This is a genomic window from Yoonia sp. R2-816 (genome assembly GCF_046762905.1).
Classification (GTDB): domain Bacteria; phylum Pseudomonadota; class Alphaproteobacteria; order Rhodobacterales; family Rhodobacteraceae; genus Yoonia.
Map to the genome: position 1 here is coordinate 148120 of NZ_JBKQXN010000138.1, position 25776 is coordinate 173895.

Below are 25776 nucleotides of genomic sequence, written 5' to 3' on the forward strand. Positions count from 1 at the left end.
CCATCCTTAACGTGGCCGCATGACTGCCCCATTGATTGATCCTTTCGCCCGCGCCATCGAATATCTGCGCGTCTCGGTCACAGACCGCTGCGATTTCCGCTGCGTCTATTGTATGTCCGAAAACATGACGTTCCTGCCGAAAAAGGAACTGCTGACGCTGGAAGAGCTGGACCGCATGTGTTCCGCCTTCATCCGGCTTGGGGTGAAAAAGCTGCGGATCACCGGGGGCGAACCGCTGGTGCGGCGTGATATCATGACATTCTTCCGCGCCATGTCGCGACATCTGGACAGCGGCGCGCTGCGCGAACTGACGCTCACCACCAATGGCAGCCAACTTGAAAAATTCGCCGACGATCTTTTTTCGGCAGGCGTGCGGCGCATCAACGTCTCGCTTGATACATTGAATGAGGCAAAATTCGCCCAGATCACCCGCTGGGGCCGCCTGCCCCAGGTCCTGCGCGGGATCGACGCGGCACAAAAGGCCGGGCTGCGGGTCAAGATCAACACCGTCGCCCTACAAGGCTTCAACGAAGACGAACTGTTCGATCTGACCGACTGGTGCGCCTCACGCGACATCGACCTGACATTCATCGAGGTCATGCCAATGGGCGACCTCGGCAATGAGGATCGGCTGGGCCAGTACTGGTCGCTCAAGGACCTGCGCGCACGCCTGGAAACCCGGTCCCCCCTCACCGATCTGCCGGAAAACACCGGCGGCCCGGCCCGCTATGTGCGCATGGATAGTACCGGGCAGAAAATCGGCTTCATCACCCCGCTGTCCCATAATTTCTGCGAAAGCTGCAACCGGGTGCGGATCACCTGCACCGGCGAAATCTACACCTGTCTGGGTCAGGAAGGCCATTCCGACCTGCGCGACCCCCTACGCGCGTCAGAGGCCGACGCCGAACTCGAAACCGCCATCCGCGCCGCCATCGCGCTCAAACCCAAAGGCCACGATTTCGACTATTCGCGCCAGCAGGTCGACGGACAAGTCAGCCGGCATATGTCGCATACAGGCGGCTAGCCCCGCAAAGCCTACTCCACGGGGATAGGCAAAACATAAGCGGATCCAGCCCGAGGACCCTGACGATCATCCATGCTGATCGCAATTGCCAGTTTATTAGATGCAAGGGCAGTCGACACGTCGTAAGGCGACCCCTCCGCCGCTTGATTGATGAGGGTATGGCGCTCCACAAGTTCGCCGGTGTCGAGTTTGAACATCAGCACCTCGGCCTTGAAAGGGCCACTGCCCTGCCCGCCACCGAAATAGGCGCTGACAACGGCATGATCACGGCTCAGGCTGATCCCTTCTCCAAAGCAGGTAAAACCCTCTGCCTCCTCAGGATGAACAAAGACCCCACGCTGCTCACCCGTCTGGACATCAAACAGATAGGCCGCGCCACCAGGATGGTCATCATCACCACAGGCACCGATCAGCAGGTTCTCACCTGCTAGCGCGATTTCTTCCCCGAAATTGTCATAACCGGCTGGTGTCGGGTTGGGGATCGTCCGCAACAAATCACCCGACGCGGTATCAAAGACAAAGACAGCACCAACCTGTCCGTCCAAACTGGCCGAGACGACAGCCAGTCTATCGGCGACAGCAACCGCATCGCCAAAACCTGCATCGCTTGAATCATCGGGCATCTCAAAAGTCTGCAAATGTGCTCCGCTTTCAACATCAAACAAAAACGCCTGACCTGCCGCGCCGGATTTTGGCGCGCCAATTAATGCGTATCTTTCCGAAAGAGCGACGGCATTGCCAAAATTTGTCGATCCGTCATCCACCGGGTTGGTGAACTTGTGCAGCCTGTCGCCAGTCGCATTGTCGAAAACATATGCCGCCCCGGCGAAGCTTTCGAATACGCCAGCCGGATCATCGCCATAACCACCAACAAGGCTCAACCCATTGGCGGCAGCGACCGAAAAACCGATCAACCCGATAGGACCCGGCGCTTCACCTTCAAGGACGTGAACCAAATCACCGGTTGCACCATCGAACAGATAGGCAAGGCCCGTTTCAACGCGTTCTTCATCACGCGCAAGCGGGGCACCTACAAGAACCTGATCGCCTGCAATGGCCACAGACCGGCCAAATTCACCACCACCGCGTTCATCAAAGAACGGGTTGTCGATCATCAGCATTTCGTCGGATTGACCCAACACCGGGCCACTCAATATCAGGCAAGCTGCGCTCGCCAAAACCGTCAATCGACATAGCGACATCATGTATACTTCTCTTTGAAACATAAAATTGCAGGGATGCATCTGCCCTAGTTTGCCGCAGGCATCCGCTGCTCCACAATCTCGGCCCACCAGGAACATCCCGCCGGGATTGCCTCATCATTGAAATCATATTCCGGGTGATGCACTGACGCCGTGTCACCGTTGCCGACCAGAATATAGGCCCCCGGACGCTCTTCCAGCATAAAGGCGAAATCCTCGCCGCCCATCACCAGCGGCGCATATTCACAATCGCCAGACACCGACTTTGCGACATCTGCAGCAAAGGCCGTCTGGTCCTCATGGTTCACCATGCAGGGATAGCCGCGATAATAGGTCACCTCTGCAGTCGCCCCAAAACTGGCAGCAACCCCGGTGCAAATGGCCTTCAGACGGTCCTCGGCCAGATCGCGCATCTCTGGTGACATGGTACGCACTGTGCCTTTCATATCGACCCGTTGGGCAATCACGTTGAACGCCTTTGATGACGATTCAATCGACGTGACCGACACCACAATCTGATCTACAGGGTCAGCATTGCGGCTGGCAATAGATTGCAGCGCAGTGATCACATGGGCTGCAACTAGGGTCGAATCCACCGTCTCATGCGGCTTGGCGGCATGGCCCCCCTTGCCCTCAATCGTGATGTCGAACTGATCGGTCGCGGCAAAGAACGCACCGGGACGGATCGCGAATGTGCCAGCCGGGCGCCCTGGCCAGTTATGCATGCCGTACACTTCCTGAATGCCAAACCGCTCCATCATGCCGTCTTCGCACATCTCGCGGCCACCACCGCCGCCCTCTTCGGCCGGTTGAAAGATCACCACCACCTTGCCATCGAAATTCCGGGTCTCTGACAGGTATTTCGCAGCCCCCAGCAACATTGCGGTGTGGCCGTCATGGCCGCAGGCATGCATAGCGCCATCCACCTTGGATTTGTAATCCAGACCGGTCTGTTCATGGATCGGCAGGGCATCCATATCCGCGCGCAGGCCAATCACCTTGCCCGAACTGTCCGACTTGCCATTGATCACCCCCACAACACCGGTGCGGCCAATGCCGGTGACAATCTCGTCACATCCAAACTCCTTCAGCTTGTCGGCCACCATGGCCGAGGTGCGGTGCGTCTCGAACAGGATCTCGGGATTTTCATGCAGGTCACGTCGCCATGCGGTGATTTCGGGCAGCAGTTCAGCAAAGCGGTTTTTGACGGGCATGGCATCCTCTGGGGTTTGATCGGTCTAAGCCCAACATAGACCAGTTTGCGCGCGTTGCTAGAGGCTGGGTCCTGACACCAGCCGACTACCATCCGAAAAGCGCGACAACCGAAACCGGGTCAGGTCATGGCCCGGGTCCTGCCCTGTGGCCAGCCGGGCTGCGATGCGCCCCATGGCAGGCCCGATGCCAAAGCCATGCCCGCTCATCCCCGTGCAGATCGTCAGACCCGGCAGCGCATCGCTGCGATCCACCACGGGCACCACATCAGGCATGGTATCGATCATCCCCGCCCAGGCGGTCCTGATCGTCGTCGGGCCCAGATCGGGAAAGGTGGCGCTGAACCCACGCGCCAGTTCCGCAACCTTGGCCGCGCGCGGGGTCGGGTTCAGGATGCGCATCCGCTCAAACGGGCTGACGGCATCGCCCGACCATCGCCGTGGCGTCCCCCACGCATCGGGATAGCCTTGCGGCGCGGCAGGCAGAATGCGGGTACCCAACGGATCCCGGATCAGTTGCGGAACGAACCTGCGAAACGCACGCAAGGCATCGGGGCCCACGAACAATTCATGATAATCCGCCGCCGCCAGCGTATAGCCGCCATCGCTGCGGCGTCGCCAAGCCAGCGTGCGGTCCACGGCACCGCCAGCATAGATATCCGGCATTGGGTCGGTCTGCGCCACCGTCGCCCTGACCGAAAGCTGCGGAATGCTGACACCATGACGACGCAGCAACAGCGATGACCATGCCCCACCTGCCAGCACCACAGCCCCGGCGCGGATCCGGCCTTTTTCGGTGATCACACCTGTCACCCGCCCGGCCTCGATATCCAGCAGGCGCACCGCGCAATCCTCCACGATCACGGCCCCTGCCCGTTCCGCCGCCCTGGCGCAGGCGGGGACAGTCACCCAAGGCTCGGCGCGCATATCGGTGGATGTATATAAAGCACCGGCCCAGCGGGCCGCGGCGGCGGGCATCATCGCGGCGATCTCGGACGCCGACACAATTCGACTGGTCAGCTGATAAGCCGCGGCATCGTCAAGCCACCGCTGATACCCGGCCAGATCGTCCTGGCTGTTCGCCAGATACAGCGTGCCGGTCTGCTTCAGCCCGATATCACCAGCGGTCTCTGCAATGGCGGGCCACATCCGCAGCGCCTCAAGAACAATGGGCAATTCAGCCAGATCGCGGCCTTGCGCGCGAATCCAACCCCAATTGCGCGACGATTGTTCGCCCGCGATCCGGCCTTTTTCCAGCAACACCACACGGCTGCCTGATCGGGCCAGTTCCCAGGCGGTCATCACACCGATGATACCGCCACCAATCACAACAACATCGGTCGATGCAGGCAGGTCGGGCGTGAAGGCCGCCGGTTGCCCGGCATGGATCGGGAACATCACTCTGCCAGCATGTCCACCAGTCTGCCAATAAACGCCTCGCCCTGCCGGAATTGATCTACGGTGATGAATTCATTGGGCTGATGGGCCTGCGCAATATCACCGGGGCCACAAATGACAGCGGAATAGCCGCGTTCCTGAAACTGCCCGGCCTCGGTGCCGTAACTGACGACATGGCTGGCATTGTCACCAGTCAGACGGCGGATCATGGCCTCGGCCTGGCCATCATCTTCAGGGCGTAGGCCGGGGACGCTGAAATACTGTTCCGCGGTAATACCCGCCTCTGGCCGAACGGCTTTCATCTCGGTTTCGATCTCGGCCACTTTTTCCATGAAACGGGCCTGCCATGCGCCAATATCCTCACCGGGTACGATGCGGAAATCGAAACCGAAATAGCAATCCTTGGCGGTGATGTTGTGGGCGGTGCCCCCGCTGATCGTGCCAATGTGCAACGTCGTATAAGGGGGCACAAAATCCGCAGCCAGATCAGACGGGGTCTTGGCTGCGTTTTCGGCATTCACCTCATTGGCCCAGTTGATCAGCTTGGCGGCCATCATGATCGCGCTGACACCCTGCGGGGCAAGGGACGAATGCACCTCGAACCCGCGAAAATGCATCTTGTAGCCGATGCCACCCTTATGGCCGGTCACCACCTTCATCATCGACGGCTCACCCACCAGCACGGTGTCGGCGCGGGGCAAGCCGTGGCTGACCATGTGGTCAATCATGGGGGGCGCACCGACACAACCAACTTCTTCATCATAGCTCAGCGCGATTTGCAGCGGGCGCTTGATGCCACGTTCCAAGGCCAGCGGCACCGCCGACAGGGCCAGCGCATCAAAACCTTTCATGTCACAAGTGCCGCGCCCGTACAGTTTGCCCTGACGTTCAGTCACCGTGAACGGGTCGGTGTCCCAGGCCTGCCCGTCGACGGGAACCACATCGGTATGGCCCGAAAGAACAACACCGCCATCCACCTCCGGCCCGATATGGGCATAAAGGGCAGCCTTCGTGCCATCCTCATTCGGAACCCGGGTCGATGCGACGCCAAAGCCGGACAAATAATCCTCAACAAAATCAATCAGATCAAGATTGCTGTCCCGACTGACGGTCGGAAACCCCACCAGACGATCCATCAGGTCACGGGCAGTCAGCGTCATTATGTTCCCTTTCGTGCTATAAATGCAGCCAAACGCCACATGCGGCTGCGTAACAGTCCCGCATCGACAGTCTTGCGGCTAACCGCACCGATCGTAAACAGGAATCGGGTTGCGGGTTCCGAAATTGATGCTACCGTTCGCCCAATTGCTGCGCAAAAGCATAAAGCTGCAGCTAACAACAAGAAACGTGAACCACTTGGGAGGTTCTATATGCCCGATGGGGCGCTGCCTGTTCTGGATGTCCGGGACCTCAAAACTGTGTTCAAAACGCGCGCGGGCGAAGTGCACGCGGTTAATGATGTCAGCTTTGATTTGAAACCGGGTGAGTTGCTTGGCGTTGTCGGCGAAAGCGGCTCTGGCAAATCTGTCACCATGATGTCGCTCTTGGGCCTGCTGCCCTCACCACCCGCCGATATCCGGGGCGGCACCGTCAGCTTTGACGGCAAGGACCTGTTGAAAGTCGACGCTGAAACCCTGCGGTCTGTGCGGGGCGGCAAGATCGGTTTCGTGTTTCAGGACCCGATGACATCGCTGAACCCGGTTTACAACGTTGGTCTGCAGATCATGGAGCCCCTGCGCAAGCATATGGGGCTCAACAAGCGTGACGCCGCCAATCGCGCGCAGGAACTGCTTGAACTGGTCGGTATCCCAGACGCCAAGCGCCGCCTGCAGGACTACCCGCACCAGTTTTCCGGCGGGATGCGCCAGCGCGTCATGATCGCCATCGCACTGGCCTGCGACCCGCAGGTGCTGATCGCGGATGAGCCCACAACAGCGCTCGACGTGACCATTCAGGCGCAAATCCTTGAATTGATGAAGGAATTGCGCAGCAAACTTGGAATGGCCGTGATCTGGATCACACATGATCTGGGGGTGATCGCAGGCATCGCTGACCGTGTGATGGTTATGTATGGCGGACAGGTCGTCGAACACGCCCCGGTCAAGGAACTCTTCGGCAATCCGCAGCACCCCTATACCCGCGCCCTGCTCAAGACGATCCCCACAATCCATGGCGAACGGGCCGCCCGTCTGACCGTGATCGAAGGGCAACCACCCCTGATGGTTGGCCCACCCTACGCCTGTCCGTTCCGCGAACGCTGCGATGTGGCGTTCGGCCGGTGCGAGCGTGAAAACCCGCCACGTTACGATGTGGGCCACGGGCATGATGCGGCCTGCTTCTTTGACGCACGCACGGGGGCGCCACGCGATGCTTGACCAGACCACCAAACCATTGGTTAGCGTGCGCGACCTGAAAATGCATTTCCCGATCTACGCGGGCCTGTTCCGCCGGCGCGTGGGCGAGGTGAAGGCCGTCGATGGCGTCAGCTTCGACGTCATGGAAGGCGAAACGCTGGGGCTAGTCGGTGAATCCGGCTGCGGCAAATCCACTTGCGGGCGGGCCGTACTGCGGCTTTACGATATCACCTCCGGGTCGATCACCATAGATAACCGCGAGATCGGCAGCACGCCGCAGCCGCAATTGCGCAGCATGCGCCCCACCATGCAGATGGTGTTTCAGGATCCACAGGCATCGCTCAATCCACGCATGACGGTCGAGGCAATCATCAAGGAACCGCTCGACGAACATACCAAGCTGACCGAGGCGGAAAAGCGTGAAAAGGTCGGCGAACTGATGGATGCGGTCGGGCTGAACCGCAAATTCGCCAAACGCTACCCACACGCCTTTTCCGGCGGGCAGCGGCAGCGGATCGGGATCGCCCGCGCGCTGGCGCTCAACCCGAAATTCATCGTCTGCGATGAACCGATTGCGGCACTGGACGTGTCCATCCAGGCGCAGGTCGTCAACCTGCTCGAAGACCTGCAGGAACAGTTCGGTCTGACCTATCTCTTTATCAGCCATGACCTGTCCATGGTGCGCCACATCGCCACCCGCGTGGCGGTCATGTATCTGGGCAAGGTGGTCGAACTCGCCCCGCGCGAGGCGCTGTATGCCGAGCCGCTGCACCCTTACACAAAGGCGCTGCTGTCAGCGGTCCCCGAACCCGACCCCAGCCTCGCCGCCACGACCGAGCGCATCATACTGCAAGGCGACGTGCCCTCCCCTTCCAACCCGCCGCAAGGCTGCAATTTCTGCACCCGCTGCCCGTCGGTGATGGATATCTGCAAACAGATCGACCCCGAATACCGGGAGGTGCGACCGGGCCGTTTCACGGCCTGCCACCTCTTCAACGAAGAAAACGACACTGCGGGCTGAACCGCAGGTCCCGAGGCCAAGAGCACACACAACGTGAAGACCAACAAGGAGAGAAACAAAATGAAACTCAAAACAGCCCTGATGGGTGCTGCGGCCTGTGTCGCCCTTGCGCCGATGGCTTTTGCCGACGCGCATGAAGGCGAACGCGCCCGCGACGGCGAACTCAAGATTATCTATTGGCAGGCGCCATCCATTCTGAACCCCTACCTGTCTGGCGGGACCAAGGAAATCGAGGCGGCTAGCCTCGTGATCGAACCGTTGGGTCGCTATAACGAAACCGGCGCACCGGTTCCCTTCCTGGCGCAGGAAATCCCGACCGTCGCCAATGGCGGGGTCAGCGAGGATCTGACCCAGATCACCTGGAAGCTGAAAGAAGGCCTGGTCTGGTCCGATGGCACGCCCGTCACCTCGGCTGATGTGAAATTCACTGCCGATTACTGCATGGATCCCGAAGGCGGCTGCGCGCAGCTGGCCAAATTCGACGGCGTCGAAAATGTCGAGGTTGTCGATGACCTGACGGTCACCGTCACCTTCGACAAGCCGACCCCGAACCCCTATGGCCCATTCATGGGTGGTCAGTCACCCATCATTCAGGCAGCCCAGTTTGCCGAATGCACAGGCGCGCGTGCGCCCGAATGCACCGATGCCAACTTCATGCCAATCGGGACCGGCCCTTTCGTTGTGACCGAATTCCGGACCAATGACGTCTGGACCGGCGTGGCGAATGAAAACTACCGCGATCCAAACAAACCCGCCTTTGCGTCACTGACCTTCAAAGGTGGCGGCGATGCAACAGCAGCCGGTCGTTCGGTTCTGGAAACCGGTGAATTTGATTACGCCTGGAACCTGCAACTGGCTCCCGATGTGATCGCCTCTATGGCAGAGGCTGGCGTCGGCACACCTGTATCGGCCTTTGGTACACTGGTTGAGCGTCTGGAAATGAACCTGACCAACCCGTCACCCGACCTGGCCGAAGGCGAACGCTCCACGGTTGCACACCCGCATCCGTTCCTGAGCGATGAAGCGGTGCGTCGTGCTTTGTCCATGGCCATCGACCGCGAATTGCTGGTCGAAGTGGGTTATGGTCAGGCAGGCCGCCCAACCTGTAACCTGGTGCCGGGGCCGGAGATCTATGCCTCCGACAACACTGGCTGCCTGACGCAGGATATCGACGGTGCCAAGGCGCTGCTCGACGAAGCAGGCTGGGTCGACAGCAACGGTGACGGCATCCGCGAAAAGGATGGCGTGGAACTGCGTATCCTCTACCAGACCTCGACCAACGCGGTGCGTCAGGACTTCCAGGCCCTGATCAAGGAATGGTGGAGCGAGATCGGTGTTGAAACCGAGCTGCGCAATATCGACGCCTCTGTGTTCTTCGGGGGTGACCCAGGCTCGCCTGACACGTTCCAGAAGTTCTATGCAGATGTCGAAATGTACGCCAACAACTTCGACGGCACCGATCCACAGCCTTATCTGGCCATGTATCGCTGCGGCAACGAACCCAAGCCTGACAGCCAGTGGCAGGGCGAAAACATCAACCGGTTCTGCGATCCGGCATATGACGCCCTGATTGATGAACTGGCCCAGACCGCTGACATCGCACAGCGCGCCGAACTGGCCAAACAGATGAATGACATGCTGACCAAAGACAGCATGACAATCGTCCCGCTGGTCGATCGTGGCCGTGTGTCGGCACATGCCAACAGCCTGGGCGGTGTGATCCTGAACACCTGGGATTCCGAGCTTTGGAATGTCTCCGATTGGTATCGCATCGGCGATAACCGCTAAGCAAGAAACACCCGTCCCGGGCATCGCCCCGGGACGGGCACCTTTCAACCGCAAAGCTATTAACCAAGGCGTCGCAATGCTGACCTATACCCTTCGCAGATTGCTCGTGTCGATCCCGACGCTTTTGTTCATTGCTTTTGTCATCTTCATGCTGCTCGAACTGGCCCCCGGCGATCCGATGGCCAGCATGCCCCTGACAATCCCGCCTGACGTGCGGCAACAAATGCGTGAAGCACTTGGGCTGGGCGAGCCGTGGTACATCCGCTTTCCACTCTGGCTGAACCAGTTTTTCATCGTCGAACCACAATACTGGATCGACAACGCCTTTGGCACCAATTTCGCCGATGGGGCGCAGCGGATCATCAGCTTCCAGTCCCGCAGCCCGGTTTTTGACACCATCGCCGAACGCCTGCCCCAGACCTTGTGGGTCGTGGGCATGTCCTATGTGGTGGGGGTGCTGATCGCCCTGCCCATCGGGATCATCAGCGCCTACCGGCAATATTCGGTCTTTGATCAGGCGGGGACGTTCATCAGCATGATCGGCTTTTCGGTCCCGCCCTTCTTTTCCGGCGTTCTGCTCATCGTGATCTTTTCAGTGCAACTCAAATGGCTGCCCTCGATCTACGACACGACCCATGTAGTCGAAGACTGGGCCAGTTTCAAAATCCAGCTGCAGCAGATGGTCATGCCGGTCATGGTACTGGCTCTGCAGACGACAGCACAGGTCAGCCGGTACATGCGGGCCTCCATGCTGGACAATCTGGGGCAGGATTACGTGCGCACCGCGCGGGCCAAGGGCATGTCGGAAAGCGTCGTCGTGCTGAAACATGTGCTGCGCAATTCCATGATCCCGGTTGTCACGGTCATCGCTCTTGGCATTCCGTCCATCTTCGGTGGGGCGATCATCACCGAACAGATCTTCAAAGTGAACGGGCTGGGGCAACTTCTGATCATCGCGCTGCAAGGGTCCGACATCCCGATGGTGATGACGATCACCTTCCTGCTCGCGATCCTGATCGTGCTGATGAACCTGATTGCCGATATCCTCTACGGCATTCTGGACCCGAGGATCCGCTATGACTGATCGCGCGCCCCAAGCCTCTGCTGACAACCTGCTGCCGTCCGGCGATCCGGTTGCCCCCCCCAAACTCAAGGTCGACAAGCCGCGCAACCAATGGCTCGATGTCTGGGATCAGTTCAAAACCCACAAAGGGGCCGTCTTCGGACTGGTCTTTCTGACCTTCATCACGCTTTTCGTCACCGTGGGCCCGCTGATCTGGGATGTGGACCCGGGCAAGCTGGATATCCGTAACAAGGATGTACGGCCGATCTATATGGGCCTCTTCGACAGCAGCGCCAAGGTCAGCTGGGGCAACCCCATGGGCACCGACAATCTGGGCCGGGATATCATGGCCAATATCATGCAAGGCGGTCGGATTTCGCTCGCCGTCGGTTGGACGGCAATGGTCCTGGCCTTGCTGCTAGGCACCACCATCGGCGTGCTGGCAGGGTATTTCCGCAGGCTCGACGGGCTTCTGATGCGCTTCACCGATCTGGTGCTGGCGCTGCCGCTGCTGCCATTGCTGCTGGTCATGATGCTCTTGTTCCGCGATCCGCTGCGGGCGGCGTTCGGGCCGGAGAACGGGATCTTCATCCTGATCGTGACAGGCATCGGGATCACATCCTGGATGCAAACCGCCCGCATCGTGCGCGGCGACGTGATGGCGCTGAAGGAACGGGAGTTCGTGCTCGCAGCGCGCTCCATCGGCACACCAGCGCGACGGATGATCACACGGCACCTGCTGCCCAACGTACTGTCACCCATCATGGTGTCAGCCACATTGGGGCTGGCCACCGCCATCATCACCGAAAGCGCGCTGTCCTTCCTCGGGCTCGGCTTTCCGTCCGATTTCCCCACATGGGGGAAAATCCTGTTCGACAGCGTTGACCGGATGACGGCCTTCCCCGAACGGGTCATCTGGCCGGGGCTGGCGATCTCGCTGACGGTGCTGTCGGTCAACTATATCGGTGATGGGCTGCGCGACGCGCTTGATCCGCGCATTCGGGGGCTATGACGGAACCATATCGTCGCTCATGCTTTAGTGTCCCACGGCAAAGGGGACCCCATGGCGGAAAATACTCGTGATCTGACCAAGGGCCCGGTGTGGCAAGCGCTGGCGCTGATGTCAGCCCCCATGGTCATCGGCATCCTTGCTGTGCTCAGCGTCGGGTTGGCTGACGCATATTTCCTTGGGCAATTGGGCGGCGCACCACTGGCTGCGGTTGGGTTCATCTACCCGGTCACGGCTGCCGTGACATCCCTGTCGATCGGGCTGTCGGCGGGGGCCAACGCACTGGTCAGTCAGGCCATTGGCGCAGGCGATGATGATGCCAAGGCGGCGCGTCTGGCCTTCCATGCCGTCAGCATCGCGGTCGTCTTGTCCCTGATTGGCGCTGCCGCCTTCTTTTTCACCTTCCCACCGCTCTTCAAACTGCTCGGGGCAAACGAAGCCGTCATGGCCGAGATTGCGCTGTTCATGCCATGGTGGTGCGCGTCATTCCCCTTTCTGGTGCTCATGATGCTGGTCAATGCGATTTTCCGGTCGCATGGCGACAGCAACGTGTCCGCCACACTCATGGTCATCTCTGCGGTGATCAATGTAGGGCTAGACCCGATACTGATCTTCGGTTTCGGCCCGATCCCGCAAATGGGGACCGAGGGGGCAGCACTGGCGACCTTCATCGCACGGGCCTCCATCGCCGGTGTCGCACTTGCCTATGCGCTGCATCAGAGCATGCTCTATCTGTGTGCAAACCCGCTCAAGGGGTTGGGGCAATCCGCGTGGCGACTTGCCAAAATCGGCGGGCCAGCGGCCTTTTCCAACGCGATCAACCCCGCCGGTATGGCTGCGGTCACCGCAGCCGTCGCCACAGTGGGCGAAGCGGCCGTGGGCGGTTTTGGCGCCGCAACGCGCGTGCAGCAAATCGCATTGGTGCCAATGCTGGCGCTGTCGTCGGGGATTGGACCGGTGATCGGACAAAACTGGGGCGCAGAACAGAAAGACCGGGCCGCACAGGCCCTGCAAGCGGCCTTTGCCTTTTGTCTGGGGTACGGCGTTGTCGTGGGGCTGTTATTGGCCGTTTTCGCCCAACAGATCGCGTCACTATTGGCGTCAGATCCCGATGCGGCAGGCTATGCCGCGACCTATATGCGGATCGTCGGCTGGTCGCTCTTCGGCTACGGATTTGTGGTCGTGGCAAACGCGGCCATGAACGCGCGGGACAAGGCCTTCTGGTCCATGAGCCTCAGCCTTGGCCGGATATTCTTGATCTACCTGCCCGGCGCTTGGCTGGGTGTCACGCTGCTTGGCTTCACTGGCATAACCTTTGCGGCTTTTGCAGCCAACGTGGTGGCTGCTGTCGCCGCAGTGGGTGCTGCCTATTACACAGGATTGCTCCGCCCCAACGCACTGCGGCAGACCTTTAGCTGACGGGGCACATCAGTAGTCCACAGCACCAAAGGTGCCAACCAACGCTGTCGTGCCAGTGGTCAGCCGGAATGTGCCAGCAGCCTGGTCTCCGCTCGCACCATAGATAGCACCCGTCAGGACGCCGCCCGTTGCGTCCGCACCGGTGATATCACCTGACAATTGACCGGCGGCTTCTGACCCGTCCACAACAGCATAGCTGGCAGCCGGGTTGGATGCGTTGATGCCACTCAGCGTTGCATCAAATGAGTTCGCTGCAAAGTCGGCCTCCAGCGTGATAGATCCCGTCGCTCCCTGCTCTGCCGCGTTGATGGCGAATGCCGCACCGTTATATGTGGCCGAACCCGTCGGCAGGTTTGCCGTGGCGGTCTCAAAGCCGTCCACAAAGATGCCCAGCCGCGCGCCGCCAAGCGCTGGTGGCGGCAAGTCGACGGTAAAGACATAAAGAACATCGCGCGTAATCGGTCCCCCGGTCAGACGGGTACCAATCAACCCCGTTTGCCCAAGCGGACCTTCAAACCTGCCATCGCTACCGGCCAGCAACGCAGTTGTTTCACCATCCACGACCATCGTGGCGGCCAATGCTGAATCAATACGCACAGTGCCCGTCGCCTCGGACACGGCACCAAAACGCATGGACACACCTTCGCCGCCCGACGCGCGACCAACAAGTGAACTTTGCGTAAAGTTGCTGTCAGTCACAGTGATGCCAGTGGTGGGTCCGGATTCGCCGGACATGCAAGCACTGGTCAGGCCAAATGCCAGAACCCCGATCATTCTTTTCATATCAAATATCCCCAAAAAGTTGACGTTCATTTGATGCACAACCATGACCAGATTGCGACAGGCAGGCGTCAACTTTTGGAAGTGATCAATGTCCATGCCATCGACCCGGACATAGCGCTACGTCATGTCATTCCATGCTTTTGCGAATGCGGTTGACCATGAACCAAACCAATAGCAAGACAAGGGGCGTGACACCCGCTGCCAGCAATGCCTTGCTCACCCCCAGCTTTTCAACCGGCCCAACAACATACAGCACCAGATTGACGGCATAATAGCTGATCGCCACAACCGACAACCCTTCCACCGTGCGCTGCAACCGCAGTTGCAGATCTGCGCGCTTGTCCATGCTGGTCAAAAGTTCCTGATTTTGCGCCGACCGTTCCACATCGACCCGCGTTCGCAGCAGATCACCAGCGCGCAGCGCGCGTTCCGACATGGCCTGCAACCGGCGCTCGGTCGATTTGACGGTACGCATCGCCGGATCAAACCGGCGCATCATGAACTCGCCAAAGGTCTGCCTGCCGCCAAAACGTTCTTCGCGCAGTACAGCAATGCGCTGGTTCACAATCGTCTCATAAGCCCCTGTCGCGCCAAAACGAAAGGATGATTGCGCCACGGTATTTTCCAACTCTGCCGACACCTCCAACAGGCTTTGCAGCACGTCCGCCGGGTTCGCCAGGGGCCCGCACATATCGCCCAGCAGCTTGCTCAGCGTGGTGTCCACCTTGGCCATCTGCGGGCCAAGCGACCGCGCGCGCGACAAGCCCAGCATCGACATCGCCTTATAGGTCTCGATCTCGCACAGGCGCTGCACAACCCGGCCGACACGGCGCTCGCCCACATGCGGGCGGGCGAACACGGCAAAACGCATATGGCCTGCGTGATCAATCCGGAAATCACCGGCAACCACCAGATCATCCTCCAGCACCCGGCTGATGGCGAGGCTTTCGGGCACCATCCAGTCCTTGACCTTATCGGCAATCCCTTCATCGCCATCTGCCACCTCAACCCGGATCAGGGCAGAGGTCACGCGGGTGCCTGGCGCGGTGGCAAGCCAATCCTCGGGGAATATGGCAAAGGTTGCGGCATCAAAGGGCCGGTCGGCCACCCCTTCGCCAAAAATCGTATAGGTCACAAATTCCGTATGGCTTTCCCATTTCAGCGTGTGCTTGCCGATCTCGCCGAAATAATGGGTCGCATCGGGCGCGGGATGCTTTGCCCCGAACCGGTCCAGCAGATCAATCAGGTGTGCACGATCCGCCGCCCGGTCGCGACCGGCGGCGTTGCTGGCTGGCTTTATTGCCAGATAGGCGGCCCGGCTTGGTGCCGGGACCGATGGAAAGGGCCGCGCATGCAGCTCATTGGCCATGGCATAACGCAGCGGATGGTCGGCAATCGGGGGCATTTGGGGCGCCTTTGCAACTGTCTTTGATTGCAACCTAGCGGGGTTTCGCGCCCTGTAAACAAAAAACTGTGTATTTATAAAGCGTTAGCGGCGCACAACAGTATACCGTGCGCCGCAAAAAGCCTTAGATGACAACCACATCCAGTGGCGGAAAGCCGTTGAAACACACGGTCGAATAGGTCGATGTGTAAGCGCCCGTGTTGCGGATCAGCACCCGGTCACCCGATTTCAGCGTCTGCGGCAGCAGCACGGGGCGCTTTTCATACAGCACATCAACACTGTCACAGCTCGGGCCGGCCAGAATGCACGGTCCCATCGGGTCGCCATCACGGGCGGTCTCGAACTGATAGCGGATCGCCTCGCCCTCGGTTTCGGCCAGTCCGGAAAAGCGACCGATGTCCAGATAAACCCAGCGGTGCATATCACGATCCGACTTGCGGCTGACCAGCATTACCTCCGCCACGATCACACCGGCCTCAGCCACCATGCCGCGGCCGGGCTCTGCCATGATGGTCGGCACATTGGGGAACCGGGCTTCGACCATAGCAATCACTTCAGCGGCATAAGCCGTCGGCGCATCGATATCCTCGCCATAAAAGGCCGGGAAACCACCACCGATATTCAACAGGCTCAACGCATGACCCGCGTCAATCGCCGCAGCCCAGATGCCTGCCATCTCATCCAGCGTCGGCGCCCACATGGCCGCATGGCGGGTCTGGCTACCCACATGGAACGAGAAACCAACCGGGTTCAGACCCAGTGCCTTGGCATAATCCAGCAGACGCAGCGCAGTGTCGCGGTCGCACCCAAACTTGCGGGTCAGCGGCCAGTCACCGGGCGATACCTCGACAATCAGGCGGATATAAACGGACGCACCAGGCGCGTTGTCAGCGATCTTTTCCAGTTCTTCCTCGGCGTCGGCGGCAAACAGGGTGATCCCCTGATCCCACGCCCAGGCAATGTCAGAGGCACGCTTGATCGTGTTGCCAAATGACACTTCGGATGGGTCCGCACCCTCTTCCAGGCACAGCGCGATTTCCGCCTTGGATGCGGCATCAAAATGCGACCCCAGATCAACCAGACGGGCAATCACCTGACGGGCCGGGTTCGCCTTGACGGCGTAATGGATGTCAGCGCGACCCAGACCGGCGCGCAGCGCACGGTACTGTGCCTCAACCAGATCAAGGTCCATGACCAATGTGGGCTTGTCAAAGCTGCGATTGGCAACAAAACCGTCCAGACGGGATGGGCGTGCGACAGGGAATGACGGCGCGTCGGCCGCGAAATGTACAGTCATGGTCATCTCCAGTAGACCCGGCCATGACGGATTCACACCGCCCCAGACCGCTCAGTTCCAAAAGAGACGTTACCGTCGCTACGTAAACACGTGTGCGTTGACTGCTACTCGGCCAGAGGCGCGTGCGTTGGCGTCTATACCCGCGCATTTGGGGCAAGTTGGGATTCGGATCAAGGGGGAAAATGCATCGCATTGAAAATTCATAACTGCATGGACGATAACGCATAACTCGGGCTAGTCAGGCCCATGGCCCTCGTGATCCTGTTCAACAAACCTTTCGGCGTCCTGTCGCAGTTCACAGACGCGCGCAGCCCGTCACCGCGGCCCACCCTGTCGGCCTATATCGACGTGCCTGGCGTCTACCCCGCAGGCCGATTGGACCGGGATAGCGAGGGGCTTCTGGTCCTGACCGATGACGGTAAATTGCAGGCCAAGATCGCAGACCCCAAACACAAGCTGACCAAAACCTACCTTGTGCAAGTCGAAGGGGCGCCAACCGGTGCCGACCTGCAGCCACTCCGCGACGGGGTAACGCTAAAAGACGGCCCGACACGCCCCGCCAAGGTCCGGCTAATCGACCCACCTACCCTTTGGGAGCGTGACCCACCCGTCCGCTTCCGCAAATCCGTCCCTGATACCTGGATCGAGGTCACAATCAGCGAAGGCCGCAACCGTCAGGTCCGCCGGATGACCGCCCATATCGGCTTTCCCACATTGCGGCTGGTGCGCTGGCGGATCGGATCATGGACATTGGACGGCTTGCAGCACGGCACATGGCGCGATGCATAGCTGCGCCAGATTGTCCTTTTGACATTTCTGACTAAAATAATCAGATAAAGCGCATCAAAGCCCTACCGCGCTTCGATCAAGACACAGGACACCATGGCCAAAACACCCAACCCCTGCATCGATGTCTGCAAATACAAGCGGCAGGGCCATTGCATGGGGTGCGGCATGACCAAGGCGCAGAAGTCACTTTACAAATCGCTCAAGAAATCCGGGCACAAGGCCGCGTTCGTGAACATGCTGATTAAGCAGCAGGATGCGCTCGGCAAATATGGCCACTGGCGCAAGGCCTATGCGAAAAAATGCGCCAAGAAAGGCGCATCCCTTCCAACGGGGCTCTGATGCTACGCCAGATGTGACCGCAGCATCCAGGCGAATTTCTCGTGCGTTTGCCCGCGCGCAATGCACAGATCCTCGGTCAGCGTATCGCCATGCTCTGCGGCCAGCTCGCCCGCCGCAGCCAGTGTGGCGGCCAGGGTTTCCTGTGCCACCTGCATCGCCTTGATCATGGTCTTGTCGTCCGTCTTGCCATCATGTTCGGCCACTTTGGACCGCTTCAGCATCCCGGCCAGCATCCCCTCGGCATGGGCATCCAGCGCCTTGATCCGCTCCGCCAGATCATCCTGCGCAACAAAATGGTCCTCATAGATCTCCTGAAACAGCGCATGCAGCGGGCCAAATGCCATACCGGTCACGTTCCAGTGGAAATTCTGCGCCAGCATGGTGGTGACAGCGGTTTCCGCCACGCATTGGTTCAAGGCTTCGGCAATGGCGCCCTGTGCCGACGGGCTCAGATCAGATGCAGTCTGGGTCATGGATGTCCCTCTCCTATTGTATGAATTTGGCTGGCGGCGGCTGGCTTGCCCCAAGGTAACAAATCAGGCGGCGGCGTGAAGATGCTGCGCCGCCTTGCAGAACAAAAAATGCATCGCGGACGCCTTTTCCCGCGACATCCGGCTGAGCAAGGCAAAGCGATAGCGATCCGTATCGCCCTGCCGGACTGCATCAAAGATATTATCCAACCACGCTTCGTCAAATGACCGCTCGACCGCGCCCGGCTCATAAAACCGCAAGCGGCGGCCAATGGCCGTAGGCAGCGCATCAATCAATGCTGTCATGGGGTCATCCGTACTGCCCCGCGCCAGCCGGGCCCGCCTGCCCGCCTTGCGCAGCAAAAGGTTCGGCGCCGGTGCAGCGGCGGGGACCAATGGGACAGTACGGGCAAGTGCAGTGTGCGGCATCAGCGAATCCTATTTCCGACTAATATAGTCAGATTTAAGCCCCTGCCAAGAGACATGCACACACAGGCAAGCGGCACCCGATCGCCCGGCAATCGTGATTTGCCAATTGATGCGCTCCCGATATTGTCACTGCGGGTGACGCTGCGTCACCGCGCATTGGAGGATGCAAGATGAACCGGATGACCGCCAAGGATTTCGATCAGGAACTGCTCGACCTTTATGACTTCTACGCACATGGCAAGATCACCAAACGCGAATTTCTGGACCGCGCGGGCAAATTCGCCGTGGGCGGGGTGACCGCCGCCGCCTTGCTGACCATGCTCAGCCCCGATTATGCGCTGGCCCAGCAGGTCTCGTTCAACGACCCCGATATTGTGCCCGAATACATCACCTACCCCTCGCCCAACGGCCATGGTGAGGTGCGCGGCTATCTGGTCAAACCGGCCAATGCCACTGGCCCCCTGCCCGCCGTCCTCGTTGTCCACGAAAACCGCGGACTCAACCCGTATATCGAAGATGTCGCGCGGCGCGTGGCCAAGGCGGGTTTCATCGCACTGGCCCCGGACGGGCTGACATCCGTGGGCGGCTACCCGGGTAATGACGCCGAAGGGCGCGATTTGCAGCGTACCGTGGATGGAACCAAGCTGATGAACGACTTCTTCGCCGGGTTCGAACATCTGATGACCCGCGATGACAGCACCGGAAAGGTGGGCGCGGTGGGCTTTTGCTATGGCGGCGGGGTCTGCAACGCGCTGGCGGTGGCCTATCCGGAAATGGCGGCCTCGGTTCCCTTCTACGGACGACAGGCCGCCGCGGCGGACGTGCCGAAAATCGAGGCGCCGCTCCTGTTGCATTTCGCCGCTCTTGACGACCGGATCAACGCAGGCTGGCCAGATTACGAGGCCGCGCTGATCGCCAATGACAAGGTGTTCGAGGCGCATATCTACCCGGACGTGAACCACGGGTTCCACAATGACAGCACGCCGCGCTATGACGAAGCTGCGGCAGAACTGGCCTGGGACCGGACAATCGCCTGGTTCAACACCTATCTGGTCTGACCCCGCGGGATGGGTGATTTCGCCCATCCCACACCTCCCCCATTGACCAATGTCAACCGCGCCCGGGCGCGGCACCGCTATCATGCGACCATCGCAACCAATTGATGGAGACGCATGATGACTGATGCCCAGACACCCGACAAAGAAACCGTGGTTGAAGAAATCAAGGTCGACGGCAAGAACCTCGTCGACCGGGTCAAGGAATTCGCCAAGCAAGGCAATGTGCGGCGCATGCGGATCATCGCGGATGATGGTGACGTGTTTCTCGACACCCCGCTCAATATCGGCCTTGTGGTCGGCGGGGTGGTGACCCTCGCAGCCCCGTGGCTTGCCATCCTCGGTGCCATCGCGGCGCTTGTGTCACATGTCAAGATCGAGGTGGAGCGTGACGCTGACACGTCTGAAACCACCACCGATGGGGAAACCAAGACACCAGAACCTACCGCCTGATCAGGCGACCGGGATCAGTTCCGACTGATCCCGGATGATCCGCTCAATCTCGGCCCGCGCAAATTCGGCCAGGATGGCCTGATCATCCCGCGCCTGCCCCGGCGGCAGATCCAGATCGCCCAGCACGATGATATTCTCGTCATTCACCAGATTGGCGGGGCCGGTATAGTTGTAACTGCCAACAATGGTCAGCGCGTCGTCAATCACCATCAGCTTGTGATGGATCTTGCGCACACCCGTGCCGGTCTTGTTGCGATGCAGGGTGATGTCACCCTCGACCAGCGTATCCTTTGACGCCCATTTCTGGTTGGCCTGCCTGCGGTCCAGCACCCCCTGCACCGCCAGCCCCTTCTGGCGGGCATTCACCAGCGCATCGTCGATCCCGGATGACTGGGCAAAGGTGAAAACCGCAAAATCAATCCGGGTCTCGGCCTTGATCATCTGCTTGATGAATTCCATCTCCGGCGCGTGGTCGGGCGCAAAAAGCGGCTTGGTCCGCACACCACTGACAAAATGCCCTTCCAGCGGCTTGCGCGGCGTCTCAAGGCTGCGCTTGCCAAAAATACCTTTGCGCATCTGGGCAAACTCGCGGCGATATTCGCGGGCGACCTCCACATCATCCAAGATCACAATATGGTTGAGGTTCTTTGACACCCCGGTCGTGGTGAAATTGGTCGAACCGGTCAGCAGGGCGGACCTGTCGCGCACAATAAATTTCTGGTGAAAAATGGCCGGATTGTAATCCGCCTTCGCATCCACCCCCACCCGCAGGATCAGGGTCAGCAACTCGCGGTTCAACTCCTGCAGACCCAGCCCGTCACCCTCGGGTGTCTTGCGTTCGCGCAGGTAATCCTGCTCCAGAATGACCCGCACATGCACGCCCCGCCTGCGAGCGGCAATCAGCGCATCGGCGATCGGGCGATGATCCAATTCCTGCACCGACACCAGCAACTCATCCTCGGCAGCATTGATGAAATCAATGATCGGGGCCTCAAGATCATCCGGCGCGCCAAGCGCCGCAGGCCCCATGAACAGCGTAATCGCGCCAACGGAAACGGGCATCAAAATACCTCCATACTGAAATATGAGGGCAAGCGTGGCAGCGATCCACGATTCGAACAAGTGCGGTGCATTCACCTGATGGCAAGGGTCACGGCGCTACAACGCCAATACGTTAACAAGACCTATCGTCAACGCGCGAAGGGGTCCGACGTTTTGCGGACGCAAGTCCGACGCATCGCCGACAGTCAAATATTAGCGTAAGTGACTGATAACATGGCGCGTTTCAGGATGTCGCAACCAAACACGAAAAAACCGCCCGCTGGTAAGGCGGGCGGTCCATTTACCAGCTGTCAACCGGCTCAGTCGATCTTGGGCAGCAGCGTATCAAGGCTCGCCTTTGCATCGCCATAGAACATCCGCGTGTTGTCTTTGAAAAACAGCGGGTTCTCGATGCCCGAATACCCCGTGCCCTGCCCGCGCTTGGACACAAACACCTGCTTGGCCTTCCAGCATTCCAGCACCGGCATGCCGGCGATGGGGCTGTTGGGGTCGTCCTGTGCGGCCGGGTTCACGATATCATTGGACCCGATGACAATGGCGACATCCGTATTCGGGAAGTCATCATTGATCTCGTCCATCTCCATCACGATGTCATAAGGCACCTTCGCCTCGGCCAGCAGCACGTTCATATGGCCCGGCAAACGGCCTGCAACGGGGTGAATAGCGAAACGCACAGTCTTGCCCTGGGCACGCAGCTTCTTGACCAGTTCGGCCACAGCCGTCTGCGCCTGCGCCACCGCCATCCCGTAGCCGGGAATGATGATGATGCTGTCAGCCTCGTTCAGGGCGGTAGCAACGCCATCAGCATCAATCGCCACCTGCTCACCTTCCACGGCCATCTGCTCACCCGCAGGGCCGCCAAAGCCGCCCAGGATGACACTGACAAGGGACCGGTTCATCGCCTTGCACATGATGTAAGACAGGATCGCACCGGACGAGCCGACCAAGGCACCAACCACAATCAACAGGTCATTGCCAAGGCTGAACCCGATCGCCGCAGCAGCCCAGCCGGAATAACTGTTCAGCATCGACACAACGACAGGCATATCCGCCCCGCCAATGCCCATGATCAGATGATAGCCGATGAAGAGACCTGCCAACGTCAGAAGCACCAGCGCCCAGGACCCGCCACCGGTCAGATAGACAAACAGCAAAAGCACTGACAGCGCCGCAGCACCGGCATTCAGCAAATGCCCGCCCGGCAGTTTCTTGGCACTGGTATCCACCTGAAACGGCAGCTTCGACGAAGAGCCCGCCAGCTTGGCGTAGGCAATCACAGACCCGGTGAATGTGACCGCACCAATCCAGATCCCCAGCACCAGTTCGACACGCAGAATACCAATCTCGACACTCGATTTCTTGGCAATCAACTGACCAAAGGCGCTCAGCCCGTCATAGGCCTCTTTCGGCAGCCCAATCGCCGTGATGCCATCATCGCCAACAACACCCAGAACCTGACCATTGGCCTCATAAATCCCACCGATATAATTGATCATGATATCGGCGTTGAAGCCCACAAAGACGGCAGCCAGACCCACCAGTGAGTGCATGATCGCCACAAGCTCCGGCATCTGGGTCATCTCGACCTTCGTGGCCAGTTGATACCCAACAGCCGCGCCCAACGCGATCAGGACGATCGACACAATCCCCAGACCGGACCCCGGCCCGATCAGCGTGGCAAAGACCGCGATCGCCATCCCGACGATGCCATACCAGACCGCGCGCTTGGCGCTTTCCTGCCCCGACAGACCACCCAGCGACAGGATGAAAAGAATACCCGCGACAACATAGGCCGCAATCGTGAATGCATTTTCCATTGCCCTGTTCCTCTCAAGATTTCTGGAACATGGCGAGCATGCGCCGTGTCACAAGGAAGCCACCGAAGATATTGATCGCCGCCATGAATATGCCAAGCGCGGCCAATATGGTAATTAGCACGCTGGTCGATCCAATCTGGATCAGCGCACCCAGGATGATGATCGACGAAATCGCATTGGTCACGGCCATCAGCGGTGTGTGCAGCGAATGCGCGACATTCCAGATCACCTGGAAGCCGACAAAGACCGCCAGCACAAAGACGATGAAATGCTGCATGAAGCTCGCTGGCATCCCCGGGATCATTCCGATCCCAAGGATCAATGCCGCACCAACGGCCAGCAACGTCACCTGATTGCGGGTCTCCGCCTTGAACGCCGCAACCTCTTGCGCGCGCTTTTCCTCAGCCGTCAACTCCTTGGGCGGCGCCTTTTTCGGCTGTGCCGCAATCGCGGCCACCTTGGGCGGCGGCGGCGGGAACGTGATCTCACCCTTATGGGTGGCTGTCGCGCCCCGGATCACGTCATCATCCATATTGTGGTTGGCCACACCGTCTTTTTCCGGTGTCAGATCCGTCATCATATGGCGAATATTGGTGGCATAAAGTGTCGAGGATTGGGCCGCCATCCGGCTTGGGAAATCGGTGTAACCAATGATCGTCACACCATTATAGGTGACGATTTTCTCGCCCTTCACAGTCAGCTTGCAGTTCCCGCCACGCTCAGCCGCAAGGTCCACAATCACCGAACCGGGCTTCATGCTCTCGACCATATCCTTGGTCCAAAGCTCCGGCGCATCGCGGCCCGGGATCAGCGCCGTGGTGATCACGATATCCATATCCGGCGCGATCTCGCGGAACTTCGCCAACTGGGCGGCAGCAAATTCCGGCGAAGACACAGCGGCATAGCCCCCTGTCGCGGACCCGTCCTGCTGTTCCTCTTCAAAATCGAGGAACACAAACTGCGCCCCCATCGATTCAACCTGCTCGGCCACTTCGGGCCGCACGTCGAACGCATAGGTGATCGCACCTAGCGACGTGGCGGTCCCGATCGCAGCAAGCCCTGCAACACCAGCACCAACAACCAGCACTTTGGCAGGCGGCACCTTACCGGCGGCGGTCACCTGACCGGTGAAGAACCGGCCAAAATTGTTGCCCGCTTCGATCACCGCACGGTAACCCGCGATATTCGCCATGGATGACAGCGCGTCCATCTTCTGCGCGCGCGAAATGCGCGGCACCATATCCATCGCGATGACGGTGGCGCCTTTCTTGTTGGCGGCCTCCATCAGCTTTTCATTCTGGGCCGGATAAAAGAAGGAAATCAGCGTCTGGCCTTCGCGCAAACGCTTGACCTCGGGATCTTCGGGGGGACGCACCTTGGCGATGATATCAGCGGCCTTGTAAAGGGCCGCGGCAGTTTTCACGACCTCGACGCCGGCCTCTTTATAGGTGTCGTCGGAAAAGCCAGCCTTAAGGCCAGCACCCGTTTCGATCACGCAATCATAACCCAGCTTCTGCAGATCCCTGGCCGAGGCTGGGGTCATCGCGACCCGATCCTCGCCCGCAATAATCTCTTTTGGTGTGCCGATTTTCACGGACCATCCCCCGTATTTGTGCTTGCAGTCCCCGATGGATTATAGCGCGCCATAATATTTCACAAGGGAGGGGCCGTAGCGTTCTTTTATTGTCAGACGCTAACAGTCACACCCAACGCCGCGTCTTTTCGCAGTAGCGGGCAAATTCAGCCCGGAATTTGCGGCGCAACCGGTCCTCTTCGGGGATGATAAAGCGCTGGGTGATGGTGAACATGAAAAGCGGGACCAGAATCAGGGCAATCGGCGCATCCCAGCGCAGGGCCAGCCCCGCCAGGATCAGCGTGTCACCCAGATATATCGGATTGCGGCTACGCTTGAAAATCCCGCTAGTGACAAGATGGCTCGCCTCCTGATGCGGGATCACGGTGGTCTGGCGCTTGCGCATCTCGGCGATAGCCAGCAGCAGCAGCACAAGACCACCGCCCACCAGCAGTCCGCCCAGCAGGTCGAGGATCGGGCCGCCAACACGCAACCACAAAGGCTGCACATCCGCAACAACCCAGGTCATCGCAACGGCCAGCAACAGCCAGACAGGGGGAATATCGATCCATTTCATAGTCATCTGCCGCACATTAGATGACTATGGCCTCCACGTCATCCACCGACGCGATCCATGCAAACCGACGCCCGCAGAGAAGGTCCGGTTTGAGCCCCAGGACGAAGCCGCTCGCGCGGCATTGGCGTTTTTGGCTGATGTTTCGCATTTTTCCTGACGTCGCGCATTTTGTGAACTGACGAACCTGTCCGACGATTGAGGCTTTCTCAGTCGACAGAGGAGGTTCCGATGACAGAGG

At 59.6% G+C, this 25776-nt stretch carries 25 protein-coding genes; 11 read left to right on the forward strand and 14 right to left on the reverse strand.

Annotated features, from left to right (window positions below):
• Positions 1 to 19: 19 nt before the first annotated feature.
• The gene (gene moaA, locus ACFWW2_RS04540) at positions 20 to 1024 is read left to right on the forward strand and encodes a GTP 3',8-cyclase MoaA (RefSeq protein ID WP_393926549.1); all 1005 of its coding nucleotides are present in this window, start codon (positions 20 to 22) and stop codon (positions 1022 to 1024) included.
• 11 nt (positions 1025 to 1035) lie between these two features.
• Here the strand turns inward: moaA and ACFWW2_RS04545 are convergent, their stop codons facing one another.
• The 4 genes from ACFWW2_RS04545 to argE form a co-directional block, all read right to left on the reverse strand.
• Positions 1036 to 2166 (reverse strand): hypothetical protein, encoded by a 1131-nt coding sequence (locus tag ACFWW2_RS04545; RefSeq protein ID WP_393926550.1) that lies wholly within the window; start codon positions 2164 to 2166, stop codon positions 1036 to 1038.
• Between the two features lie 107 nt (positions 2167 to 2273).
• Positions 2274 to 3440, reverse strand: coding sequence for a M20 aminoacylase family protein (locus tag ACFWW2_RS04550; RefSeq protein ID WP_393926551.1), 1167 nt, complete (start codon positions 3438 to 3440; stop codon positions 2274 to 2276).
• 57 nt (positions 3441 to 3497) lie between these two features.
• Positions 3498 to 4838: an NAD(P)/FAD-dependent oxidoreductase gene (locus ACFWW2_RS04555; protein WP_393926552.1), complete on the reverse strand. Its 1341-nt coding sequence runs from the start codon at positions 4836 to 4838 to the stop codon at positions 3498 to 3500.
• Positions 4835 to 5995, reverse strand: coding sequence for an acetylornithine deacetylase (gene argE / locus ACFWW2_RS04560; RefSeq protein WP_393926553.1), 1161 nt, complete (start codon positions 5993 to 5995; stop codon positions 4835 to 4837). Before argE ends, ACFWW2_RS04555 begins: the two co-directional genes overlap by 4 nt.
• Before the next feature lie 210 nt (positions 5996 to 6205).
• Between argE and ACFWW2_RS04565 the strand changes: the two genes are divergently transcribed.
• The 6 genes from ACFWW2_RS04565 to ACFWW2_RS04590 all read left to right on the forward strand — a co-directional run bounded on the left by ACFWW2_RS04565 (position 6206) and on the right by ACFWW2_RS04590 (position 13489).
• Complete coding sequence (locus tag ACFWW2_RS04565) at positions 6206 to 7210, forward strand: ABC transporter ATP-binding protein (protein WP_393926554.1); 1005 nt, start codon at positions 6206 to 6208, stop codon at positions 7208 to 7210.
• Positions 7203 to 8210 (forward strand): ABC transporter ATP-binding protein, encoded by a 1008-nt coding sequence (locus ACFWW2_RS04570; protein ID WP_393926555.1) that lies wholly within the window; start codon positions 7203 to 7205, stop codon positions 8208 to 8210. Before ACFWW2_RS04565 ends, ACFWW2_RS04570 begins: the two co-directional genes overlap by 8 nt.
• Positions 8211 to 8270: 60 nt before the next feature.
• A complete protein-coding gene (locus ACFWW2_RS04575) occupies positions 8271 to 9998 on the forward strand; it encodes a peptide ABC transporter substrate-binding protein (RefSeq protein ID WP_393926556.1) in 1728 nt (575 codons plus the stop codon).
• A 76-nt stretch (positions 9999 to 10074) separates the two neighbouring features.
• A complete protein-coding gene (locus ACFWW2_RS04580) occupies positions 10075 to 11082 on the forward strand; it encodes an ABC transporter permease (RefSeq protein ID WP_393926557.1) in 1008 nt (335 codons plus the stop codon).
• Positions 11075 to 12073, forward strand: coding sequence for an ABC transporter permease (locus ACFWW2_RS04585; protein ID WP_393926558.1), 999 nt, complete (start codon positions 11075 to 11077; stop codon positions 12071 to 12073). The genes ACFWW2_RS04580 and ACFWW2_RS04585 overlap by 8 nt, the downstream gene beginning before the upstream one ends.
• A 51-nt stretch (positions 12074 to 12124) precedes the next feature.
• On the forward strand, positions 12125 to 13489 hold the full coding sequence (locus ACFWW2_RS04590; protein ID WP_393926559.1) for an MATE family efflux transporter: 1365 nt from the start codon (positions 12125 to 12127) through the stop codon (positions 13487 to 13489).
• 9 nt (positions 13490 to 13498) lie between these two features.
• Here the strand turns inward: ACFWW2_RS04590 and ACFWW2_RS04595 are convergent, their stop codons facing one another.
• The 3 genes from ACFWW2_RS04595 to ACFWW2_RS04605 form a co-directional block, all read right to left on the reverse strand.
• Positions 13499 to 14272, reverse strand: a complete 774-nt coding sequence (locus tag ACFWW2_RS04595) for a hypothetical protein (protein WP_393926560.1) — start codon at positions 14270 to 14272, stop codon at positions 13499 to 13501.
• A 127-nt stretch (positions 14273 to 14399) separates the two neighbouring features.
• Positions 14400 to 15677: a DUF3422 family protein gene (locus ACFWW2_RS04600; RefSeq protein ID WP_393926561.1), complete on the reverse strand. Its 1278-nt coding sequence runs from the start codon at positions 15675 to 15677 to the stop codon at positions 14400 to 14402.
• A 124-nt stretch (positions 15678 to 15801) separates the two neighbouring features.
• Positions 15802 to 16980: a type III PLP-dependent enzyme gene (locus ACFWW2_RS04605; protein WP_393926562.1), complete on the reverse strand. Its 1179-nt coding sequence runs from the start codon at positions 16978 to 16980 to the stop codon at positions 15802 to 15804.
• A 240-nt stretch (positions 16981 to 17220) separates the two neighbouring features.
• On the opposite strand from ACFWW2_RS04605, the gene ACFWW2_RS04610 reads away from it, so the two are divergent.
• Entirely contained in the window at positions 17221 to 17763 is a 543-nt protein-coding gene (locus ACFWW2_RS04610; protein WP_393926563.1) for a pseudouridine synthase, read from the forward strand.
• A 93-nt stretch (positions 17764 to 17856) separates the two neighbouring features.
• Complete coding sequence (locus ACFWW2_RS04615) at positions 17857 to 18102, forward strand: DUF1289 domain-containing protein (protein ID WP_393926564.1); 246 nt, start codon at positions 17857 to 17859, stop codon at positions 18100 to 18102.
• Positions 18103 to 18104: 2 nt separating this feature from the next.
• On the opposite strand, the gene ACFWW2_RS04620 is transcribed toward ACFWW2_RS04615, so the two are convergent.
• Entirely contained in the window at positions 18105 to 18575 is a 471-nt protein-coding gene (locus ACFWW2_RS04620) for a Dps family protein (protein ID WP_393926565.1), read from the reverse strand.
• Positions 18576 to 18638: 63 nt separating this feature from the next.
• Positions 18639 to 19001 (reverse strand): hypothetical protein, encoded by a 363-nt coding sequence (locus ACFWW2_RS04625; RefSeq protein ID WP_393926566.1) that lies wholly within the window; start codon positions 18999 to 19001, stop codon positions 18639 to 18641.
• 170 nt (positions 19002 to 19171) lie between these two features.
• Here ACFWW2_RS04625 and yghX point away from each other — a divergent pair, with 170 nt between their 5' ends.
• Both yghX and ACFWW2_RS04635 read left to right on the forward strand, forming a co-directional pair.
• Positions 19172 to 20059: a YghX family hydrolase gene (gene yghX, locus ACFWW2_RS04630; RefSeq protein WP_393926567.1), complete on the forward strand. Its 888-nt coding sequence runs from the start codon at positions 19172 to 19174 to the stop codon at positions 20057 to 20059.
• A 117-nt stretch (positions 20060 to 20176) separates the two neighbouring features.
• Positions 20177 to 20509 (forward strand): DUF4342 domain-containing protein, encoded by a 333-nt coding sequence (locus ACFWW2_RS04635; protein ID WP_393926568.1) that lies wholly within the window; start codon positions 20177 to 20179, stop codon positions 20507 to 20509.
• Here ACFWW2_RS04635 and ACFWW2_RS04640 read toward each other — a convergent pair whose 3' ends face one another.
• The 5 genes from ACFWW2_RS04640 to ACFWW2_RS04660 all read right to left on the reverse strand — a co-directional run.
• Positions 20510 to 21571, reverse strand: a complete 1062-nt coding sequence (locus ACFWW2_RS04640) for a phospholipase D-like domain-containing protein (RefSeq protein ID WP_393926569.1) — start codon at positions 21569 to 21571, stop codon at positions 20510 to 20512.
• Positions 21572 to 21870: 299 nt separating this feature from the next.
• Complete coding sequence (locus tag ACFWW2_RS04645; RefSeq protein WP_393926570.1) at positions 21871 to 23388, reverse strand: NAD(P)(+) transhydrogenase (Re/Si-specific) subunit beta; 1518 nt, start codon at positions 23386 to 23388, stop codon at positions 21871 to 21873.
• Between the two features lie 13 nt (positions 23389 to 23401).
• A complete protein-coding gene (locus ACFWW2_RS04650; protein ID WP_393926571.1) occupies positions 23402 to 24982 on the reverse strand; it encodes a Re/Si-specific NAD(P)(+) transhydrogenase subunit alpha in 1581 nt (526 codons plus the stop codon).
• Positions 24983 to 25088: 106 nt separating this feature from the next.
• Complete coding sequence (locus ACFWW2_RS04655; RefSeq protein ID WP_393926580.1) at positions 25089 to 25538, reverse strand: methyltransferase family protein; 450 nt, start codon at positions 25536 to 25538, stop codon at positions 25089 to 25091.
• Positions 25539 to 25554: 16 nt separating this feature from the next.
• Positions 25555 to 25776: hypothetical protein (locus tag ACFWW2_RS04660; protein WP_393926572.1), on the reverse strand; the 222-nt coding region annotated here is incomplete at its 5' end.

What these genes read in the sequence shown, in the direction of transcription:
- ACFWW2_RS04635 (WP_393926568.1), top strand. Translation starts at nt 20,177, where the DNA reads ATGACTGATGCCCAGACACCCGACAAAGAAACCGTGGTTGAAGAAATC.
- ACFWW2_RS04585 (WP_393926558.1), top strand. Translation starts at nt 11,075, where the DNA reads ATGACTGATCGCGCGCCCCAAGCCTCTGCTGACAACCTGCTGCCGTCC.
- ACFWW2_RS04645 (WP_393926570.1), bottom strand. Translation starts at nt 23,388, where the DNA reads ATGGAAAATGCATTCACGATTGCGGCCTATGTTGTCGCGGGTATTCTT.
- ACFWW2_RS04570 (WP_393926555.1), top strand. Translation starts at nt 7,203, where the DNA reads ATGCTTGACCAGACCACCAAACCATTGGTTAGCGTGCGCGACCTGAAA.
- ACFWW2_RS04590 (WP_393926559.1), top strand. Translation starts at nt 12,125, where the DNA reads ATGGCGGAAAATACTCGTGATCTGACCAAGGGCCCGGTGTGGCAAGCG.
- ACFWW2_RS04600 (WP_393926561.1), bottom strand. Translation starts at nt 15,677, where the DNA reads ATGCCCCCGATTGCCGACCATCCGCTGCGTTATGCCATGGCCAATGAG.
- ACFWW2_RS04605 (WP_393926562.1), bottom strand. Translation starts at nt 16,980, where the DNA reads ATGACCATGACTGTACATTTCGCGGCCGACGCGCCGTCATTCCCTGTC.
- ACFWW2_RS04565 (WP_393926554.1), top strand. Translation starts at nt 6,206, where the DNA reads ATGCCCGATGGGGCGCTGCCTGTTCTGGATGTCCGGGACCTCAAAACT.
- ACFWW2_RS04575 (WP_393926556.1), top strand. Translation starts at nt 8,271, where the DNA reads ATGAAACTCAAAACAGCCCTGATGGGTGCTGCGGCCTGTGTCGCCCTT.
- ACFWW2_RS04625 (WP_393926566.1), bottom strand. Translation starts at nt 19,001, where the DNA reads ATGCCGCACACTGCACTTGCCCGTACTGTCCCATTGGTCCCCGCCGCT.
- ACFWW2_RS04610 (WP_393926563.1), top strand. Translation starts at nt 17,221, where the DNA reads ATGGCCCTCGTGATCCTGTTCAACAAACCTTTCGGCGTCCTGTCGCAG.
- ACFWW2_RS04615 (WP_393926564.1), top strand. Translation starts at nt 17,857, where the DNA reads ATGGCCAAAACACCCAACCCCTGCATCGATGTCTGCAAATACAAGCGG.
- moaA (WP_393926549.1), top strand. Translation starts at nt 20, where the DNA reads ATGACTGCCCCATTGATTGATCCTTTCGCCCGCGCCATCGAATATCTG.
- ACFWW2_RS04595 (WP_393926560.1), bottom strand. Translation starts at nt 14,272, where the DNA reads ATGAAAAGAATGATCGGGGTTCTGGCATTTGGCCTGACCAGTGCTTGC.
- yghX (WP_393926567.1), top strand. Translation starts at nt 19,172, where the DNA reads ATGAACCGGATGACCGCCAAGGATTTCGATCAGGAACTGCTCGACCTT.
- argE (WP_393926553.1), bottom strand. Translation starts at nt 5,995, where the DNA reads ATGACGCTGACTGCCCGTGACCTGATGGATCGTCTGGTGGGGTTTCCG.
- ACFWW2_RS04550 (WP_393926551.1), bottom strand. Translation starts at nt 3,440, where the DNA reads ATGCCCGTCAAAAACCGCTTTGCTGAACTGCTGCCCGAAATCACCGCA.
- ACFWW2_RS04620 (WP_393926565.1), bottom strand. Translation starts at nt 18,575, where the DNA reads ATGACCCAGACTGCATCTGATCTGAGCCCGTCGGCACAGGGCGCCATT.
- ACFWW2_RS04655 (WP_393926580.1), bottom strand. Translation starts at nt 25,538, where the DNA reads ATGAAATGGATCGATATTCCCCCTGTCTGGCTGTTGCTGGCCGTTGCG.
- ACFWW2_RS04580 (WP_393926557.1), top strand. Translation starts at nt 10,075, where the DNA reads ATGCTGACCTATACCCTTCGCAGATTGCTCGTGTCGATCCCGACGCTT.
- ACFWW2_RS04640 (WP_393926569.1), bottom strand. Translation starts at nt 21,571, where the DNA reads ATGCCCGTTTCCGTTGGCGCGATTACGCTGTTCATGGGGCCTGCGGCG.